Annotated in this window: 19 protein-coding genes and 2 tRNA genes; 11 read left to right on the top strand and 10 right to left on the bottom strand. The window is 41.6% G+C overall.

Annotated features, from left to right (window positions below; translation table 11 throughout):
* Positions 1-156: 156 nt before the first annotated feature.
* Complete coding sequence (locus O3599_RS02320) at positions 157-1446, top strand: hypothetical protein (protein WP_004256070.1); 1290 nt, start codon at positions 157-159, stop codon at positions 1444-1446.
* A 9-nt stretch (positions 1447-1455) separates the two neighbouring features.
* Positions 1456-2544, top strand: a complete 1089-nt coding sequence (locus O3599_RS02315; protein ID WP_049551477.1) for an AI-2E family transporter — start codon at positions 1456-1458, stop codon at positions 2542-2544.
* Between the two features lie 140 nt (positions 2545-2684).
* Here the strand turns inward: O3599_RS02315 and O3599_RS02310 are convergent.
* From O3599_RS02310 to O3599_RS02295, 4 genes are all read right to left on the bottom strand, one after another.
* Positions 2685-2757 (bottom strand) — tRNA-Lys (locus O3599_RS02310).
* Positions 2758-2819: 62 nt separating this feature from the next.
* On the bottom strand, positions 2820-3335 hold the full coding sequence (locus O3599_RS02305) for a DUF308 domain-containing protein (protein ID WP_247939892.1): 516 nt from the start codon (positions 3333-3335) through the stop codon (positions 2820-2822).
* A gap of 349 nt (positions 3336-3684) precedes the next feature.
* Positions 3685-3757: transfer RNA gene (locus tag O3599_RS02300), tRNA-Lys, on the bottom strand.
* A gap of 264 nt (positions 3758-4021) precedes the next feature.
* Positions 4022-5293 (bottom strand): replication-associated recombination protein A, encoded by a 1272-nt coding sequence (locus O3599_RS02295; protein ID WP_247939723.1) that lies wholly within the window; start codon positions 5291-5293, stop codon positions 4022-4024.
* A gap of 115 nt (positions 5294-5408) precedes the next feature.
* On the opposite strand from O3599_RS02295, the gene O3599_RS02290 reads away from it, so the two are divergent.
* The 6 genes from O3599_RS02290 to pepF all read left to right on the top strand — a co-directional run bounded on the left by O3599_RS02290 (position 5409) and on the right by pepF (position 11035).
* Complete coding sequence (locus O3599_RS02290; protein ID WP_000257122.1) at positions 5409-5879, top strand: DUF3013 family protein; 471 nt, start codon at positions 5409-5411, stop codon at positions 5877-5879.
* An 18-nt stretch (positions 5880-5897) separates the two neighbouring features.
* Positions 5898-6965, top strand: coding sequence for a M50 family metallopeptidase (locus tag O3599_RS02285; RefSeq protein ID WP_247939724.1), 1068 nt, complete (start codon positions 5898-5900; stop codon positions 6963-6965).
* Position 6966: 1 nt separating this feature from the next.
* Complete coding sequence (locus O3599_RS02280; RefSeq protein ID WP_247939725.1) at positions 6967-7395, top strand: NUDIX hydrolase; 429 nt, start codon at positions 6967-6969, stop codon at positions 7393-7395.
* A gap of 137 nt (positions 7396-7532) precedes the next feature.
* Positions 7533-8483, top strand: a complete 951-nt coding sequence (gene prmA, locus O3599_RS02275) for a 50S ribosomal protein L11 methyltransferase (RefSeq protein WP_045605872.1) — start codon at positions 7533-7535, stop codon at positions 8481-8483.
* A 1-nt stretch (position 8484) separates the two neighbouring features.
* Positions 8485-9228 (top strand): 16S rRNA (uracil(1498)-N(3))-methyltransferase, encoded by a 744-nt coding sequence (locus O3599_RS02270; protein ID WP_247939726.1) that lies wholly within the window; start codon positions 8485-8487, stop codon positions 9226-9228.
* A 10-nt stretch (positions 9229-9238) separates the two neighbouring features.
* Positions 9239-11035, top strand: coding sequence for an oligoendopeptidase F (gene pepF, locus O3599_RS02265; RefSeq protein WP_247939727.1), 1797 nt, complete (start codon positions 9239-9241; stop codon positions 11033-11035).
* Positions 11036-11202: 167 nt separating this feature from the next.
* On the opposite strand, the gene O3599_RS02260 is transcribed toward pepF, so the two are convergent.
* The gene (locus tag O3599_RS02260) at positions 11203-11592 is read right to left on the bottom strand and encodes a nuclear transport factor 2 family protein (RefSeq protein ID WP_247939728.1); all 390 of its coding nucleotides are present in this window, start codon (positions 11590-11592) and stop codon (positions 11203-11205) included.
* Positions 11593-11743: 151 nt separating this feature from the next.
* On the opposite strand from O3599_RS02260, the gene O3599_RS02255 reads away from it, so the two are divergent.
* The gene (locus O3599_RS02255) at positions 11744-12076 is read left to right on the top strand and encodes a helix-turn-helix domain-containing protein (protein ID WP_000182730.1); all 333 of its coding nucleotides are present in this window, start codon (positions 11744-11746) and stop codon (positions 12074-12076) included.
* Between the two features lie 11 nt (positions 12077-12087).
* Positions 12088-12879: a DUF2785 domain-containing protein gene (locus O3599_RS02250; RefSeq protein WP_247939733.1), complete on the top strand. Its 792-nt coding sequence runs from the start codon at positions 12088-12090 to the stop codon at positions 12877-12879.
* 107 nt (positions 12880-12986) lie between these two features.
* Here the strand turns inward: O3599_RS02250 and O3599_RS02245 are convergent, their stop codons facing one another.
* A complete protein-coding gene (locus tag O3599_RS02245) occupies positions 12987-13751 on the bottom strand; it encodes a (S)-acetoin forming diacetyl reductase (protein WP_000048147.1) in 765 nt (254 codons plus the stop codon).
* Positions 13752-14006: 255 nt separating this feature from the next.
* Between O3599_RS02245 and O3599_RS02240 the strand changes: the two genes are divergently transcribed.
* Positions 14007-14675, top strand: coding sequence for an MIP/aquaporin family protein (locus O3599_RS02240; protein ID WP_247939729.1), 669 nt, complete (start codon positions 14007-14009; stop codon positions 14673-14675).
* Between the two features lie 57 nt (positions 14676-14732).
* Here the strand turns inward: O3599_RS02240 and queF are convergent, their stop codons facing one another.
* The 4 genes from queF to queC form a co-directional block, all read right to left on the bottom strand.
* A complete protein-coding gene (queF, locus tag O3599_RS02235) occupies positions 14733-15224 on the bottom strand; it encodes a preQ(1) synthase (RefSeq protein ID WP_000082587.1) in 492 nt (163 codons plus the stop codon).
* A gap of 124 nt (positions 15225-15348) precedes the next feature.
* Positions 15349-16065 carry a 7-carboxy-7-deazaguanine synthase QueE gene (gene queE, locus O3599_RS02230; RefSeq protein ID WP_247939730.1) on the bottom strand — a complete coding sequence of 239 codons (717 nt, stop codon included), beginning with the start codon at positions 16063-16065 and terminating at the stop codon, positions 15349-15351.
* On the bottom strand, positions 16058-16501 hold the full coding sequence (gene queD / locus O3599_RS02225; RefSeq protein WP_247939731.1) for a 6-carboxytetrahydropterin synthase QueD: 444 nt from the start codon (positions 16499-16501) through the stop codon (positions 16058-16060). Before queD ends, queE begins: the two co-directional genes overlap by 8 nt.
* Complete coding sequence (queC, locus tag O3599_RS02220; RefSeq protein ID WP_247939732.1) at positions 16501-17154, bottom strand: 7-cyano-7-deazaguanine synthase QueC; 654 nt, start codon at positions 17152-17154, stop codon at positions 16501-16503. Before queC ends, queD begins: the two co-directional genes overlap by 1 nt.
* Between the last annotated feature and the right edge of the window lie 79 nt (positions 17155-17233).

The raw sequence follows: 17233 nt of genomic DNA, 5'->3' as shown, positions 1-17233 counted from the left end.
ATATAACAAATTTTAGAAGTGCATAAGACAAGATGGTGACATTACTACAGTCATTTCTAGTCACCATATGTTGCTGGCACAGGCTGTTTGTAGTGTTGGCTATTTACTAGTCAGTTTAATCGGAGTGTTTAATTTTTATTGTTGAAAGGTTTTTATATGGCGAAAATTCTATCTTTAGGTCTGACAGGTAAGAAATTACTTGCTCAGGGGTTCTTGTTTGTTCTGCTAGGTCTCATCTTGATGGTCACGGGGACTTGGTTGCCAGTAAAGGTTATTCGACTGGTTCTGTTTTTAGCTTGGATAGCAACGGTCTTAGATTTAGTATTACGTATTTTCAAAAAAAGTCAGTCAACGGACACCTTGGGAGTTGCACTGGTTAAATTGTTAGTGCTGGGATATTTGCTTGGCTCCAATCTTGCGACGGATGTGCCGATTTATATTTTGGCTCTTGTGATTGGAGTTTATCAGATTTTTCATGCTAGTATTAACCTTGTCACCTATGTTCTCTACCGCAAAAACAAAATTCGACCTCGTTTTCGTCTCTTACTAGATGGACTCGTACTAGTTTTTCTTGGTGGGACTAGTCTTTTGTCCTCTACAGGAAATTCTGTCTTTCAACTCTTTGTATTAGGGGCTTATTTTTTCCTTTATGGTGTGTCCAATATCCGTGATGGTTTCTTGTTTGAGGAGGAAATTGGGAAAAACCATCTCAAACGTCGTATTAGAATTAGCTTACCTATTGTCCTAGCCGCTCTCATCCCTGCAAGAACTTTAGCAAAAGTTAACAAATTTATGCTGGAAAATGCTGATGAGGAAGAAGATATCCATCTTGGAATAGTGAAGTCTGGTAAGACAGCGGAGCTTGAAATTTTTGTTCATACAGCTGAGACCTCTCTGTTTTCGGCAATTGGTCATGTGGATATCTGCTATCAAGGCCGTGTTATTTCTTATGGCAACTATGATCCGTCTTCTGAGACCTTATTTGGCATGGTAGGAGATGGTGTCTTATATTTCTGTGATCGTGACAAGTACATTGACCTATGTAAACGTGAGAGTCAAAAAACGCTTTTTGGTTATGGGATAGATTTGACGCCTGAAATGGAAAAAGCAGTTCAGAAAAAGTTGGCTGAATTGAAACAACTGACGATTCCATGGGAGCCAAGTGCAGATAAAATCATGACAGGTGATGGTAAGGAAGACTACACCTACGCTTATAAAATCAGACATGAGACAGATGGGGAACTTTATAAATTTATCAAATCTAAGTTTAAATCCTACTTTGTCTTATCTACAAACTGTGTGCTCTTGGCTGATACCATAGTCGGTCAGGCTGGCACCGATATCCTCTCACCCAAAGGATTTATCGCTCCAGGAACTTACCAAGCCTACCTTAATCGAGAGTTTGAAAAACCAAATAGTATAGTCGTATCTAAACATGTTTATTAAGGAGAATTTATGAACTTAGTAAAAAAATACACCCCGTTAATACTTTTTATAGGGCTGGTTGCTCTTGTAATTCTGAATGCATCGAGCTTTATATCAGGAGCAATCTCTCTCTTTGATGTAATATCAACCTTGATTTATGGTGCTGTTATTGCTTTTGTGCTTAATGTTCCTATGAAAAAAATTGAACAGTACTTAGTTAAATTGAAGGTAAAGGCAGAGTTGCGTCGTCCGATTGCCATGGTACTTGTTTTCCTAGCTCTTATCTTAATCGTGATTGCTCTTTTGGTTTTGGTGCTGCCAACCCTAGCCCAGACTATTAGTCAGCTGGGAACAGTCCTTTCAACAGTCCTTACTCAACTTGGGAAATTGCTAGGCAGCTCGGAATTTGTAACCAAAGACATGTTGTCAACTATCGTATCAGGCATACAGGGACAATCTAGTTCTATTAGCCAAGCTTTGATAGGTTTTTTATCAGGTCTGACTAGTAATATCGGCAATATTTTTTCAAGTTTGATGAATGCCTTTTTGATTATAGTCTTCACCTTTTTATTTTTATCCAGTAAGGAACATTTGGCAGCGATGACGAGTCGACTTCTAAAAGTTTTTCTTCCAGAGAAGGTGGTGATAAAGTTGACTTACATTGGACAAGTAGCACTAGAGACTTATGACCAATTTTTGATGAGTCAGCTGATTGAAGCAGTTATCATAGGAGTTATGATAGCGGTTGGTTACAGCGTGTTTGGGATACCCTATGGAGTAATGACAGGTATCTTTGCAGGAGTGCTATCGTTCATTCCTTATGTAGGGCCTATGATTGCTTGTGTTGTGGGAGCGATTTTTATCTTCACAGTGAGTCCTACTCAAGCCTTACTTTCTCTTCTTCTATATCAAGTTATACAGCTGATTGAAGGAAACCTTATTTATCCTAGAGTTGTAGGTCAGTCTATTGGTTTGCCAGCTATTTTCACGCTTGCGGCTGCTAGTATTGGAGGCAATCTCTTTGGCTTACTTGGGATGATATTCTTTACACCGATATTTGCTGTTATCTATCGATTGGTTAAGGAATTTGTCGTTGCAAAGGAAAATCAGGTAGATTAAGAAAAACTAAATTTAATAAGATATACTGAGAAGAGAGTGAGAGATTCTCTTCTCTTTTATTTTTAAATACTTTTCTACAAAAAGCTATTAGACGTTAAAAAAAGCCTTGGTTTCAAGGCTTATTTCTGTTGATTTAGATGTGCCCCCTGCAGGGCTCGAACCTGCGACCCATAGATTAAGAGTCTACTGCTCTACCAACTGAGCTAAGGAGGCAACAGAAAAAGCTGAGAATGTAACTTCCCAGCTTTTTTAATATGCCCAAAATGGCAGCTAGATTATTTACGAAAGGCATCAAGGATATAGGTGAAACCAACAATTAAAAATGCAAAGGCAACGACATAAACGACAAAGACACTTGTAGCTACTGGATTGAACAAAATCACTAGACCTAGTAAAAATGCAAGCAAGGCTACCCACATGATATGGTTGCCAATAATAGGGAAAATCAATCCCAGACGATTGCCTTTAAAGAAAGCTATAATGGCTTCTACAATTAACCAAATTCCTAAAATAGTTGGAATGACAACTGGCAGCGTCACAAAGCCATAGGCAACGAGGTAAAGAGCTAAGAGAAGATTAACAATCCCTTGGAAAAGATGAGCTGGTGAGCGAAGCTCTTTTGGTACAGAGAAATAGCCTAAAATAGCTGCTATAGAAGCAACCAGTAAACCAAATGCAATCCACCAGCTGTAAACAACAAGATTAGCTACTGGGTGTGTAAATAGGAAAAGTCCTAAAAGGACAAAAACAACTCCTGCAAGGAATAGCAGTAAACGATTAGAAAATTTCATTTCAATACCCCCTATATAGTATAGTTTGATAATAAAAATATTATACACCTTTTTAGAGGAAATATCAATAAACAAAATGGAAAATTTGGAAGTTTCAGTCTGATTTATGAAAAGAAAATCAGTTTTTATTATTTTGAAAATAAAAAGAGAAGATAAAATTTGTCTTCTCTACATGAAAATATTGTATGGCATCAAAGCAAAAGTAACTGGCTTTACACTATTTGTATAGATGTAATTTGATTCAAAAAGAAAAGATAGATTTAAAATGTGGGACAAATGATGGGGTAAATCAGTTATAGACAAGCAAAAAAAGCCTTGATTTACAAGGCTTTTTCCTGTTGTATTTAGATGCCCCCTACAGGGATCGAACCTGTGACCCACGGATTAAGAGTCCGCTGCTCTGCCAGCTGAGCTAAGGAGGCAAAGAAAAAAGCTGTATTGGTGCCGAAACTTCACGGTTTGTATTGAACCCGCGCAATTAAGCAGGTGGGCAACTCGCTCTAACTGAAGCTGTTTCCGTGTGAGACGGCCTACATGCTGTTAGAAGACTTTTGTTTCCCTAATAATACAAAAAATAGTCGGTCAACACTTAAGTGTGAAGTCGTACACCACAGCGTTTCTATGTTTATATAATACCACTTTTTCAAAAAAAATCAAGAGGAAAGTGCAATTTTTTGAAAAGGATTTCAGATTTTTCGCAAACGGTCGATAGCTTCCTTTCTTTGAGCCAAAGCCCGTTCATATTTACCAGTATCTTCTGCTTGGAAATAGTGATGATTACGAATTTTTTCTGGTAGATAGTCTTGCTTGACCCAATTTCCAGGATAGTTGTGTGGATAGAGATAGTCTTGGGCATTCCCCAGTTCCTTGCTTCCACTGTAGTGCCCATCACGCAGGTGTCGCGGAATAGGCAAGTGCCCTGATGTTTTGAGGTCGGCAAGAGCCTTATTCATAGCTACATAGGCTGAGTTGGATTTTGGAGAAAGGGCCAAATCAATCACGACATTGGCAATGAGAATGCGGGCTTCGGGAAAACCAATCTTTTGTGCAGCATCTAGAGCAGTTACGGTGTGAATTTGAGCCTCAGGATTGGCTAAGCCGATATCTTCATAGGCGATAACAGTCAAGCGACGAGCGAGACTTGGCAAATCACCAGCCTCAATCAAGCGGGCAGCATAGTGAAGACTGGCATCAACATCTGAGCCACGGATAGACTTTTGCAGGGCTGAGAGGACATCGTAGTGGCCATCTCCATCCTTATCCATAGTGATGTAGCTTCGCTGCAGGCTATTTTCCATGATGTCTAGAGTGATATGGCGGATGCCCTTGTCATTTTCGGGAGTAGAAAGAACAGCCAAGTCAAGTGAGTTGAAGGCAGAGCGAAGGTCTCCGTTTGTAGAGGTCGCAATGAAATCCAGCGCCTCCTCATCTAGTTCTACTGGAAAATCAAAACCACGCTCAGGGTTACTTAGAGCTATCTGAAGAGCCTCTTTGACGTCTTGGTTAGACAGAGGTTCCAACTCAAAAATTTGAACACGGCTACGAATGGCAGGAGTGACAGAAAAGAAAGGATTTTCAGTTGTAGCTCCAATCATGATGACCAGTCCGCTTTCCAAGAGAGGTAAGAGGAAGTCTTGCTTGGTTTTGTCAAGACGATGGATTTCGTCTAGTAATAGGACGATGCCACCTGAAAATTTAGCTTCTTCAGCGATTTCTTGCAGTCGCTTTTTACTATCAACTGTCGCATTGAAAGTTCGAAAGGCATACTTAGTAGTCCCAGCGATGGCTGATGCAATGCTGGTCTTGCCGATTCCCGGAGGTCCATATAGAATCATGGAGGACAGGCGGTTGGCTTCCACCATGCGACGGATGATTTTTCCTTGTCCGACCAGATGTTCCTGACCGATGACCTGATCGATGGTTTTAGGGCGCATGCGAAGTGCGAGATTGTCTGGCATAGCAGTCCTTTCTAACGTGGATTTTCTGATGTATATGTGGTAAGATGGTAGTATCTATTTTAGCATATTTCCGAGCAATCGGGGCGATTAAAGAGTCGCATAGAAAGAGGACAAAATGGCAACATACGGATTTTTAGATGTTTTAGAGGAAGAGTTGGAGAAGAATTTTCCCTTTGACTTTGAGATTAGTTGGGACAAGCGTAACCACGCGGTTGAAGTGAGTTTTCTATTGGAAGCGCAAAACGCTGCAGGTGTGGAGATGGTAGATGAAGACGGAGAGGTTTCGTCAGATGACATTCTCTTTGAGGAAGCAGTGCTTTTTTACAATCCTGCCAAATCAACAGTCAATGAGGAAGACTATTTGACTGTCATTCCTTACCTACCTAAAAAAGGTTTTTCTCGTGAATTTTTAGCTTATTTTGCTCTATTCCTTAAAGACACTGCCGAGGTTGGACTAGATGCCCTCATGGACTTTTTGGAAGACCCAGAAGCAGAAGAATTTGTCATGGAATGGAACCAAGAAGTCTTTGAAGAAGGAAAAGTAGGCTTGGAAGAGGGAGAATTTTATCCTTATCCGAGATATTAGGAGTTGGTTGGAGATTTTATGAAGAAAATTGGGATTTATTTGGTTTATGTGCTAGCTGTTGTCTTTATTATGCTAGCTTTTGCTTGTGGAACCATCGCATTTGCAGAGTTGGGCTATTCTGCATTATTAGTTTTTAGTTTTGGTTATGCTTTTGCTTTTCTAAGCATGTATGTAATCTTGATTCTTCATGAGCTTGGTCATGCATTTTGTGGTTATCTGACAGGCTATCGTCTGGTGGCTTTTGGATTAGGGAACTTTCTTTTAACCAAAAAGTCAGGAAGGCTTCATCTTAGTCGAACAGCAGTTATAAAAAATGTTGGTGCTCAGTATATTGGATTGAAAGAAGATGAAAGCGATCAAAGAATCATCCTGATGCTTTCAGGAGGCTTGATGGTTCATCTCAGCTTGATATTATTGGCGATAGTGTTTGGATTTTTGACAAGAAGCTGGTATTTTGCAGGGACTTGGATTTTTCTTAATTTGTCTTTCTTCCTAAATAACATTTTGCCAGTCGGCATCACCGATGGAGCGAAAATTTGGGAATTGCTACAACAACCTGAAAATACCAAATACGCCTACCTAATGTTGAGGCATTCTGCCCAGACCTTGCTAGCTCCTCAAGAATATGATTTAAAAGACTTTATCATGTCTGTTGATGAGGATGTGAGAGGAAGTTTTGCAGAAAGTGTTCGGACTCTTCAGGGATTGGTATTCATATTGGATGATAATATAGAGCTTGCAAAGCAACAGTTTCAGTCTGTGTTAGAGAAAACAGATAATCCAATGTCTAAAACTAGTTCTCAATTATACCTTCTTCAAGTTGCTCTGATGGAAGGAGATAATAAGAATGCGGAAGAATATGCAAGTATTCGAGGGGTCAAATCCTTTTTATCTATAAAAACAGCAGATATGCAGGTCATTCAAGCTTGGTATCAATTTAAAGTAAAGAAAGATGTAGTTCAAACTCACAAGGCTATGAAGCTTGCTAGACAGAAAATGAATAGCAGCCGGATGTTACGGGATGAGAAAAGCTATTATCAAAACTGGTTAGCCGAGCTGGAAAAGGAATTAACCGAAGGAGTCTAATATGGAACTAGAAATTTCTGATTTCACAGGCTGCAAGATTGCTTTGTTTTGTGGGGATAAGCTCTTGACTATCTTACGCGATGATAAGGCAAGCATTCCCTGGCCCAATATGTGGGAACTGCCCGGTGGTGGACGCGAAGGTAATGAAAGTCCTTTTGAGTGTGCGGCGCGTGAAGTTTATGAAGAACTGGGAATTCATTTGACTGAGGATTGTCTGCTTTGGAGTAAGTTTTATCCAAGTATGCTTTTTGCGGATAAACAATCTGTATTTCTAGTCGGTCAGTTAACACAGAACCAGTTTGACAATATCACCTTTGGTGATGAAGGGCAGGGCTATCAGCTCATGAATGTCAAGGAATTTCTTAGCTCCAGTCAAGTTGTACCTCATTTGCAAGAGAGATTAAAAGATTATTATAAAGTAAGTGATTAGAAAGGATGGTTCGGTTAAATTTCTAAACTGAACCCGCCCTAAACACTGTGCCAAAAAGATAAACTTCTCATAGACACAAGCGTCTTCAGAGAAGTTTCTATTTTGGCTTTGTGTTTTACGGGCTTGGTATCTTAAATATGGAAACATGGCAAGAGTTAAAAGTTACAGTGAAGCGTGAGGGAGAGGAGTTGGTTTCCAATCTCTTGATTGAGCTGGGAGCGCAAGGTGTTGCGATCGAAGATAGTATGGACTATGTGGGAAATGTTGACCGCTTCGGCGAGATTTTCCCAGAGGTTGAGCAGCAAGAAGAAATCGTAGTGACAGCCTACTACCCTGATACGGTTGATGTAGCAACGGTTGAGGCAGACTTGCAGGCCCGTCTCGCGGAACTAACTGATTTTATGGACTTGGGAGAGGTCAAGATGGGGACGACTGCCTTGGCTGAGGAAGACTGGGCAGACAACTGGAAGAAATACTATGAACCAGCTCGTATCACTCATGATTTGACCATTGTGCCGTCTTGGACGGACTATGAGGCGACTGCTGGGGAAAAGATTATCAAGCTGGATCCAGGTATGGCTTTTGGTACGGGGACCCATCCAACCACTAAGATGAGCCTCTTTGCCTTGGAGCAGGTTCTTCGTGGTGGGGAAACAGTGCTAGATGTGGGTACTGGTTCAGGGGTTCTCTCTATTGCCAGCTCGCTACTTGGTGCCAAGGAAATCTTTGCCTACGACCTGGATGATGTGGCAGTTCGTGTTGCTCAGGAAAATATTGAGCTCAACCCTGGTATGGAAAACATTCATGTAGCAGCAGGAGACTTGCTTAAGGGAGTTGAGATTGAGGCAGATGTGATTGTGGCTAATATCTTGGCGGATATCCTTATTCATTTGACGGATGATGCTTACCGCTTGGTCAAGGATGAAGGCTACCTCATCATGAGTGGCATTATCAAGGACAAGTGGGACATGGTGCGCGAGTCGGCTGAGTCAGCTGGATTTTTCCTCGAAACTCACATGGTTCAAGGGGAATGGAATGCCTGTGTCTTTAAGAAAACCAAGGATATTTCCGGTGTGATTGGAGGCTAGCATGCAACAGTATTTTGTCAAAGGCAGTGCTATCTCTCCTGTCACCATCGAGGACAAGGAAACCAGCAAGCATATGTTTCAGGTTATGCGCTTGAAAGAAGATGATGAAGTGACCTTAGTCTTTGATGATGGTATCAAGCATTTGGCGCGCGTCTTGGATGTTGAAAATCGTCAGTTTGAGTTGGTTGAAAAGTTAGCTGACAACGTGGAATTACCAATCCAGGTGACCATCGCATCTGGCTTTCCCAAGGGCGACAAGCTCGAGTTTATCACTCAAAAAGTAACTGAACTGGGCGCCAGCCAGATTTGGTCCTTCCCTGCCGATTGGTCGGTCGCCAAATGGGATGGCAAGAAATTGGGTAAAAAGATTGAAAAACTAGAAAAAATTGCCCTTGGAGCAGCAGAACAAAGCAAGCGTAATCTAGTACCAAGTGTCACACTTTTCGAGAAAAAATCAGACTTTCTAGCTCAACTGGACCAATTTGACTCTATCGTAGTGGCTTATGAAGAGTCGGCCAAAGAAGGAGAAGCCGCTGCGCTTTTACAAGCAGTTAATGGACTCGAGAAGGGAGCCAAATTGCTCTTTATCTTTGGTCCAGAAGGTGGTCTGTCACCTGCAGAAATCGAAAGTTTTGAAGCTAAGGGAGCAGTCTTGGCAGGTCTTGGTCCTCGTATTTTGCGAGCAGAAACAGCACCGCTTTACGCCTTATCAGCCCTTAGTGTTTTATTAGAATTAGAGAAATAAGAGGAAGAAAATGGAACAAAAACACCGTTCAGAATTTCCAGAGAAGGAACTTTGGGATTTAACAGCCCTATACCAAGACCGTGAGGATTTCTTGCGTGCAATCGAGAAGGCTCGTGAAGACATCAACCAGTTTAGCCGTGACTACAATGGCAATCTTCACACTTTTGAAGATTTCGAGAAGGCCTTTGCGGAATTGGAACAAATCTACATTCAGATGAGCCATATTGGCAACTATGGCTTTATGCCTCAGACGACAGACTATAGCAATGACGAATTTGCCAACATTGCCCAAGCTGGGATGGAATTTGAAACAGACGCCAGCGTAGCTCTGACCTTCTTTGACGATGCCTTGATGGTAGCAGATGAGGAAGTCTTGGACCGTTTGGGTAAATTGCCTCATTTAACAGCTGCCATTCGTCAGGCCAAAATAAAAAAAGCCCACTATTTAGGGGCTGATGTGGAGAAGGCCTTGACCAATCTCGGCGAGGTTTTCTACAGTCCGCAGGATATTTACACTAAGATGCGAGCTGGGGATTTTGAAATGGCCGACTTTGAAGTCAATGGCAAGACCTACAAAAACAGCTTTGTCACCTATGAGAATTTCTACCAAAATCACGAGGATGCTGAGGTTCGTGAAAAATCTTTCCGTTCCTTCTCAGAAGGTCTTCGTAAGCACCAAAATACAGCTGCGGCAGCCTATTTAGCCCAAGTCAAGTCTGAAAAATTATTGGCAGATATGAAGGGTTACGACTCTGTCTTTGATTATCTTTTGGCTGAGCAAGAAGTGGACCGTGCCATGTTTGATTGCCAGATTGACCTCATTATGCAGGAATTTTCGCCAGTCGCTCAGAGATACCTCAAGCATGTTGCCAAGGTCAATGGTCTTGAAAAGATGACCTTTGCAGACTGGAAATTGGACTTGGACAGCGCCTTGAATCCTGAAGTGACTATTGACGACGCCTATGATTTGGTCATGAAGTCGGTAGAGCCTTTGGGGCAAGAATATTGTCAGGAAGTTGCTCGCTATCAAGAAGAGCGCTGGGTGGACTTTGCTGCCAATAGTGGTAAGGATTCTGGTGGTTATGCGGCGGATCCATATCGCGTGCACCCTTATGTCCTCATGAGTTGGACAGGTCGTTTGAGCGATGTCTATACCCTGATTCATGAAATTGGGCATTCTGGTCAATTCATCTTTTCAGACAATCACCAAAGTTACTTCAACGCCCACATGTCTACTTACTATGTCGAAGCGCCGTCAACCTTCAATGAATTGCTTTTAAGTGATTACTTGGAACACCAGTCTGACGATCCGCGTCAAAAACGCTTCGCTCTTGCCCACCGCTTGACAGATACCTACTTCCATAATTTCATTACCCACCTCTTGGAAGCAGCCTTCCAGCGCAAGGTTTATACACTGATTGAAGAGGGAGAAACATTTGGAGCAAGCAAGCTTAATAGCATTATGAAGGAAGTCTTGACAGACTTCTGGGGAGGTGCCATTGAAATTGACGACGATGCGGCTCTGACTTGGATGCGCCAAGCTCACTACTATATGGGCTTGTATAGTTACACTTACTCTGCTGGACTTGTGATTTCGACTGCTGGTTACCTCCATCTTAAAAACTCAGAAACTGGAGCTGAAGACTGGCTCAATCTCCTTAAGTCAGGTGGTAGCAAGACACCGCTTGAGTCAGCCATGATTATCGGAGCAGATATCTCTACAGATAAACCACTCCGTGATACCATCCAATTCTTGTCTGACACAGTTGATCAGATTATCGCCTACAGTGCCCAGTTGGGAGAGTAAATTAAAAGAGTCTGGGACAAAAGTCTAACCTTAAATATAAAAAGCGAACAAAACGAGTTATCTGATACTCAGAATTCTGTCTTGTTCGCTTTTTTCTAATCTATCGATTTTAAAAATTTATAATAAAGAATTCCTCAAATCAAAATTTTTTGTCCTAGCCTCTTAAATTATCCCCAAAAGCTATCTTCTTCAGCTTGATCTGAAGAGAAGAGCCAAACTTCTTTGATTTTTCCGTCTTCAATGCGGAAGAGGTCAACCCCGTTCATATTGAGTTCAGTACCATCAGCCCGTATTCCAAGAAAAGTAACATTAGCTGCGATTAAATCCTTATTGTCAGAAACCCAATTTGTTACCACCTTAAAGGTTCCATTAGTTTTCTCAGCAAATGTAGCCAAGTGAGGTCCTAGCTTGTCCTTACCAACAACTGTACCAGATATACTATGAGTACCAGGTTGATGCCAGATAATATTGTCTGCCATCGTTTCAAAGACACCAGGAAAGTCACCAGCAATTAAAGCTTGGTTATAAGCGTTGAAAATTTCTAAGTTTGTTGACATATCTATTCTCCATTTCTTTTTTATGATATAATTGTAACAGTTACAATCTAAAAAACAAGTAGACACTTTTTCGATAGCTAGTATCAAAGGTGGTACTATTATTGATACTAAAAGATAAATTTTTTTTAAAAAAATAGAAAGAAGATATTTTATGACAAATAAAGTGAGTGAGTATGGTATTTGTCCATTTGCGACAACGCAGAGGGTTTTAACGGGGAAATGGGCACTGGTAATCATTTATCAGTTGAGTACAGGTACCAAACGATTTAAAGAATTGCAGAGATTATTGCCTGGGATTACTCAAACTATTTTGACCCGTCATCTCCGTCAATTAGAAAAGGATAAGATTGTTCAACGAAAGGTCTATGCCGAAGTTCCACCACGAGTTGAGTACAGCTTGACCGAAATGGGGCAGGAATTCAGAGTTGTTTTAGATGCTGTCGAGAAATGGGGTCTAGATTATATCAAGTTGCTAGAAATGTAGAGGTATTGACCATGTATCAAGAGTTACTTAGAAAAATAGCAGAAGAAAAAACAAGTTATCATGAGGAGGAAATCCAGTGGCTGCTTGATCATTTGGGAGATCCTTCTCCAGAAATTCGCGATGATCTTGTTTTTACAAGCTTTGCTAGAGGGATTCAGGAAGAGCTATTTACACAGGAACAATTTCAGTTCATTGCTGAGGTGGTATCAGCTGATGGAGGACTAGATAAAGAGATTGATAAGGTAGGTCTGTCAACCCTTGAACGTTCTTTTAGGGCGCTTATTTATGCAAATCTCTTGTCTGCAGATGCCAACCAGCAATCGATTTTTTATCAGGGATTAAAAGCAGAAATTCGTAATGTCCTTTTAAATCAAGGGTTGTACTATCTTTCAAAAGAAAAGGATACAACAGGTTTTTCAAGTCAGTATGGTTGGGTTCATGCTTTTGCACATGGAGCCGATTTACTGACAGAGGTGGTTTGTTATCCAGACTTTCCTAAAACCAGAGTTCATGAAGTATTTGAGATACTTGGCCAACTATTTAAAAGAATTTTGATTCGCTTTACAGATGATGAGGATTGGCGTTTAGCAAGAGTGATCTATGAACCTATTTTACAAGGGAAGTTGGAGCAAGAGCAAGTGGCTTCTTGGATAAAAGCTGTTGACTTTCCGATAGAAGAAAGGGAAGATTTTTATAAATTTTCCAACTTTAAGTCCTGTCTGTTGGAAGTCTATGTCCAACTTGACCAGAGAAATAGTTTACAAGATGACTTGAAAGAAGCTATCCAGTCTTTTCAATACTAGGGATAAGCTAATATTGCCTATTGAGAGAGTTTCTATTGTATCCTCCTAACTAATAATGAAGACTAATAAAAGAGGTTGAATCATTTTCCAACCTCTTTTTGTGTATCTTAATGGAATTGCATACCACCATCAACGATAATGGTTTGTCCTGTAATGTAGTTTGAATCTGGTCCTGCAAGGAAGCTGACGGCAGCAGCCACATCTTCTGGTTCAGATAGACGTTTTAGAGTAATATCTTTTGCAAATGTCTGCATACCCCATTCGTCATCTTTTCCTGCATTTTTACCAACTTCATGAGCGATATCGTACATCATTGGTGTTTTCACAATACCTGGTGCGTAGGCGTTAACAGTGATGCCTGAGTCTGCTAAATCACGTGCTAATGTTTGCGTGATTCCGCGAACAGCAAATTTGGTTCCACCGTAAACAGTTAGATTTGGGTTACCGACGACACCAGCTTGAGAGGTGGCGTTGATAATTTTACCTCCGTGACCAAGTGCTTTAAATTGTGCTTGTGCAGCTTGTGAACCCCAAATGACACCACCAACGTTGATACCGAAAGTACGTGTAAATTGTTCCTCAGTAATTGTATCAAGAGGAGTAGTTGGAGCAACACCAGCGTTATTTACGACAACATTCAAATCACCAAAATGGTCAACAACTTTTTGAAATGCTTGGGCAACTTCTGCCTGTTTCGAAACATCAGCTACGACAGCAAAGGCATTTTCAGCTGATAATTCGGCAACAGCTTTTTCAGCTGTTTCGGGATTGTAGTCTAATACTCCTACCTTAAAGCCATCTTGAACCAATCGTTTTGCGATTGCAAAACCGATTCCTTGACCTGCACCTGTGACAATAGCAACTTTAGACATATGATTCCTCCTTGGTATCCACGATACCATTCAAACGTTCATAAAAGAACAGCAAAGTTGTAAAAATTAGTTCCAATTAGGGAATAAATAACTCATTAGAACTATATTGATAGTATATACCTTTGAAAAAAATGTTTCAAATAAAAACTACCGTTTTTACAGGATTCTAGCCTGAAAATTTCCAAACAATTTTCTTGAAACCCTTTCCTACTTTTGATAGACTAGTATCTAGTTTTTGAAAAAAGGAGAAAGAAAATGAAAAAATTTGTCGCTGAGTTAATCGGTACGTTCATGCTTGTGTTCATTGGGACAGGAGCTGTTGTTTTTGGAAATGGTCTTGATGGCCTTGGTCACCTTGGAATCGCCTTTGCCTTTGGTTTGGCAATCGTAGTTGCAGCCTACTCAATCGGAACTGTTTCAGGTGCTCACTTGAACCCAGCTGTTTCGATTGCTATGTTTGTAAACAAACGTTTGTCATCAAAAGACCTTGTCAACTACATCCTTGGACAAGTAGTTGGAGCTTTCTTAGCATCTGCTTCTGTCTTCTTCCTCTTGGATAACTCAGGCATGTCAACTGCTAGTCTTGGTGAAAATGCTTTGGCAAACGGTGTCACTGTCTTTGGTGGTTTCTTGTTTGAAGTTATCTCAACTTTCTTGTTTGTCTTGGTTATCATGACTGTGACATCAGCAAGCAAGGGAAATGGCGCGATTGCTGGTTTGGTAATCGGTTTGTCATTGATGGCGATGATTCTTGTGGGATTGAACATTACGGGGCTTTCAGTAAATCCAGCCCGTAGCTTGGCACCAGCTGTCTTGGTAGGTGGCGCAGCCCTTCAACAAGTTTGGATTTTCATCCTTGCGCCAATCCTTGGTGGTGTTCTTGCAGCTCTTGTTGCAAAAAACTTCCTTGGAACAGAAGAATAATTGAAACTTAAAAAGCCTTGCTCCTCATCTTGAGGAACAGGGCTTTTTCGTATGAGTTTAGCGGTTGTCAATTTTCTCTGGATAAAGGTCGTGTTGGAAGAGGCGTTGTTCTGCCAAGCCTTCATACTTAGTTCCAGGTTTACCGTAGTTGTAGTAGGGGTCGATTGAAATGCCACCGCGCGGAGTGAATTTTCCCCAAACCTCTAAATAGCGAGGATCTAGCAAGTTGACCAAGTCTTTCCCGATGGTGTTGATGCAGTTTTCGTGAAAATCCCCATGATTTCGATAACTAAAGAGATAGAGTTTGAGGGATTTTGACTCAACACAGAGCTTGTCAGGGATGTAGGAAATATAAATTGTTGCAAAGTCTGGCTGAGCAGTGATGGGGCAAAGCGAGGTAAATTCAGGACAGTTAAATTTGATAAAATAGTCATTTTCCACATGACGATTGTCAAAGGATTCGAGGACTTCTGGTTGATATTCGAAAATGTAGTTGGTTTCTTTGTTGCCCAGTAGGCTGAGGTTTTTCATTTCTTCTTGTTGTGACATGATTTTTTCTTTCTAATTTTATACTCAATGAAAATCAAAGAGCAAACTAGGAAGCTAGCCGCAGGCTGTACTTGAGTACGGCAAGGCGACGTTGACGTGGTTTGAATTTGATTTTCGAAGAGTATTAAACACCGCGTTGGTTATCGTAGAGAAGGGTATGGAGTTGAGGAAGGACGCGGACATTGCCCCAGCTATCGTCAGTAGCGACGCGTTCCCAGAGTTCTTTGAGACGGTCCAGTTGGTCTTGGACAATATTGCCTCTAGTCTTGGGCTCAGGATTTCCTGCTGATAAGAAGAGAACATCTGGTTGGTAGCGTTCTTGTATGCCTTTGGCAAAGGCCAAATCTGCATCGTCAAAGACAGGGATTTTAAAGGTGACCTTGGCTGGATCCAATTGGGAAACGATAAAGTCCAAGGTCTCAAAGTTGACTTCCATCTTGGATGAAGGAGGTTTGGGGCTTAGAGTGACCTGGTCAATATCTTTTAACCAATTTTGCCAGCGGGAGCCTTGAGTTTCAACAGCCAGAGTGACACCACGTTCCTTGAGTTTGGTGACCAATTCGGCCATGTTGGCTGCTAGGATAGCAGGATTTCCCCCAGATAGGGTGACATAGTCGTAGCTCCCCAATTTATCCAAGGCAGCAATGACTTCGTCAGCTGTCATACGAGTTGGCTTTTCAGAGCCATCCCAAGTAAAGGCAGAATCGCACCAGTCGCAGTGGTAGTCGCAACCAGCAGTGCGGACAAACATGGTTTTCTGCCCGATAGCACGACCTTCGCCTTGAAAAGTTGGGCCGAAAATTTCCAGAACTGGTAGTTTGAGGACACGTTCCCTAGTCATCTAACCACTCCCGTCTAAACTCCGCAAAGGCAGTCGGAGTCTCATAGAGGCGAATGTATTCCAAACGGAGACCACGTTCGTCTGGCAACTCTTGACTCATAGTTTGGAAAATCCAGTAAACCATATTTTCAGCAGTCGTGTTCATATAGGGAAGAGTTTCGTTTAGATAGCGATGATCCAAGTGGGGCTCTAAGTAGTTCTTGTAGATCGTTTTGATATATCCGAAATCGTAGGTCATACCCCGTTCATCTAAAAAACCACTGACAGCAATCTGCAGATGATAGGTGTGACCATGAAGGGATTTGCATTTTCCCTCATAGTGAAAGAGGTGGTGGGCAGCATCGAAGGTAAACTCTTTTGATACCAAGGTTCTGTGAGGATTGTAGACAAGAGACTCCCCGGTTTCCTGTTTGATTTCTTTGGGTGCAAAAAACATTAGTCCTCTCCTTTCTGTGAGAGATAAACATCTAAACCATGTTGACGTAGGTGGCAGGCTGGGCAATCTCCACAGCCACTTCCGATAATCCCGTTGTAGCAGGTCAAGGTCTTTTCACGAACATAGTAAAAGGCACCGAGTTGGTCGGATAATTCCCAAGTTTCAGCCTTGTCTAGCCACATGAGAGGTGTTTGGATAACGAAGTCGTAATCCATGGCAAGGTTGAGGGTAACATTAAGGGATTTGACAAAGACATCTCGACAATCGGGGTAGCCTGAGAAGTCTGTCTCGCAGACACCTGTCACGATATCTTTCATGCCACGTTGCTTAGCAAGGACTGCCGCAAAGGATAGAAAGAGGTGGTTGCGACCGTCAACAAAGGTATTGGGAACCTCTCCCTCTTTTTGCTCAATCTCTAGATCAGAGGTCAGGGCATTTTCAGTGATTTGCCCCAGCAGAGACATATCTAGGATGTGATGACGAATACCCTGTTCCTTGGCAATTTCTCTAGCGACTTGAATTTCGAGATGATGGCGTTGGCCGTAGGCAAAGGTAACTGCTTCGACCGTTTCATAGTGTTCTTTAGCCCAAAAGAGGCAGGTTGTAGAATCTTGACCGCCACTAAAGACGACCAAGGCTGATTGACGTTTCATAGTACTCCTTCCAAAATGGGAAATGTTCAGAGCACGCAAAAAGCTCCCTTGAGGGAGCTAAAAAATACCAAGTAGAGGT

Origin of the sequence: Streptococcus sp. 27098_8_103 (assembly GCF_041432345.1) — a bacterium.
GTDB lineage: Bacteria > Bacillota > Bacilli > Lactobacillales > Streptococcaceae > Streptococcus > Streptococcus mitis_BV.
Note: the sequence above shows the minus strand (reverse complement) of the source record. Positions and strands in the feature narration are given on the sequence as shown.

What these genes read in the sequence shown, in the direction of transcription:
- O3599_RS02285 (WP_247939724.1), top strand. Translation starts at nt 5,898, where the DNA reads ATGAAGAAAATTGGGATTTATTTGGTTTATGTGCTAGCTGTTGTCTTT.
- O3599_RS02240 (WP_247939729.1), top strand. Translation starts at nt 14,007, where the DNA reads ATGAAAAAATTTGTCGCTGAGTTAATCGGTACGTTCATGCTTGTGTTC.
- O3599_RS02290 (WP_000257122.1), top strand. Translation starts at nt 5,409, where the DNA reads ATGGCAACATACGGATTTTTAGATGTTTTAGAGGAAGAGTTGGAGAAG.
- O3599_RS02270 (WP_247939726.1), top strand. Translation starts at nt 8,485, where the DNA reads ATGCAACAGTATTTTGTCAAAGGCAGTGCTATCTCTCCTGTCACCATC.
- O3599_RS02250 (WP_247939733.1), top strand. Translation starts at nt 12,088, where the DNA reads ATGTATCAAGAGTTACTTAGAAAAATAGCAGAAGAAAAAACAAGTTAT.
- O3599_RS02245 (WP_000048147.1), bottom strand. Translation starts at nt 13,751, where the DNA reads ATGTCTAAAGTTGCTATTGTCACAGGTGCAGGTCAAGGAATCGGTTTT.
- O3599_RS02260 (WP_247939728.1), bottom strand. Translation starts at nt 11,592, where the DNA reads ATGTCAACAAACTTAGAAATTTTCAACGCTTATAACCAAGCTTTAATT.
- prmA (WP_045605872.1), top strand. Translation starts at nt 7,533, where the DNA reads ATGGAAACATGGCAAGAGTTAAAAGTTACAGTGAAGCGTGAGGGAGAG.
- O3599_RS02295 (WP_247939723.1), bottom strand. Translation starts at nt 5,293, where the DNA reads ATGCCAGACAATCTCGCACTTCGCATGCGCCCTAAAACCATCGATCAG.
- queF (WP_000082587.1), bottom strand. Translation starts at nt 15,224, where the DNA reads ATGTCACAACAAGAAGAAATGAAAAACCTCAGCCTACTGGGCAACAAA.
- O3599_RS02255 (WP_000182730.1), top strand. Translation starts at nt 11,744, where the DNA reads ATGACAAATAAAGTGAGTGAGTATGGTATTTGTCCATTTGCGACAACG.
- queD (WP_247939731.1), bottom strand. Translation starts at nt 16,501, where the DNA reads ATGTTTTTTGCACCCAAAGAAATCAAACAGGAAACCGGGGAGTCTCTT.
- queE (WP_247939730.1), bottom strand. Translation starts at nt 16,065, where the DNA reads ATGACTAGGGAACGTGTCCTCAAACTACCAGTTCTGGAAATTTTCGGC.
- O3599_RS02315 (WP_049551477.1), top strand. Translation starts at nt 1,456, where the DNA reads ATGAACTTAGTAAAAAAATACACCCCGTTAATACTTTTTATAGGGCTG.
- O3599_RS02280 (WP_247939725.1), top strand. Translation starts at nt 6,967, where the DNA reads ATGGAACTAGAAATTTCTGATTTCACAGGCTGCAAGATTGCTTTGTTT.
- O3599_RS02305 (WP_247939892.1), bottom strand. Translation starts at nt 3,335, where the DNA reads ATGAAATTTTCTAATCGTTTACTGCTATTCCTTGCAGGAGTTGTTTTT.
- pepF (WP_247939727.1), top strand. Translation starts at nt 9,239, where the DNA reads ATGGAACAAAAACACCGTTCAGAATTTCCAGAGAAGGAACTTTGGGAT.
- queC (WP_247939732.1), bottom strand. Translation starts at nt 17,154, where the DNA reads ATGAAACGTCAATCAGCCTTGGTCGTCTTTAGTGGCGGTCAAGATTCT.
- O3599_RS02320 (WP_004256070.1), top strand. Translation starts at nt 157, where the DNA reads ATGGCGAAAATTCTATCTTTAGGTCTGACAGGTAAGAAATTACTTGCT.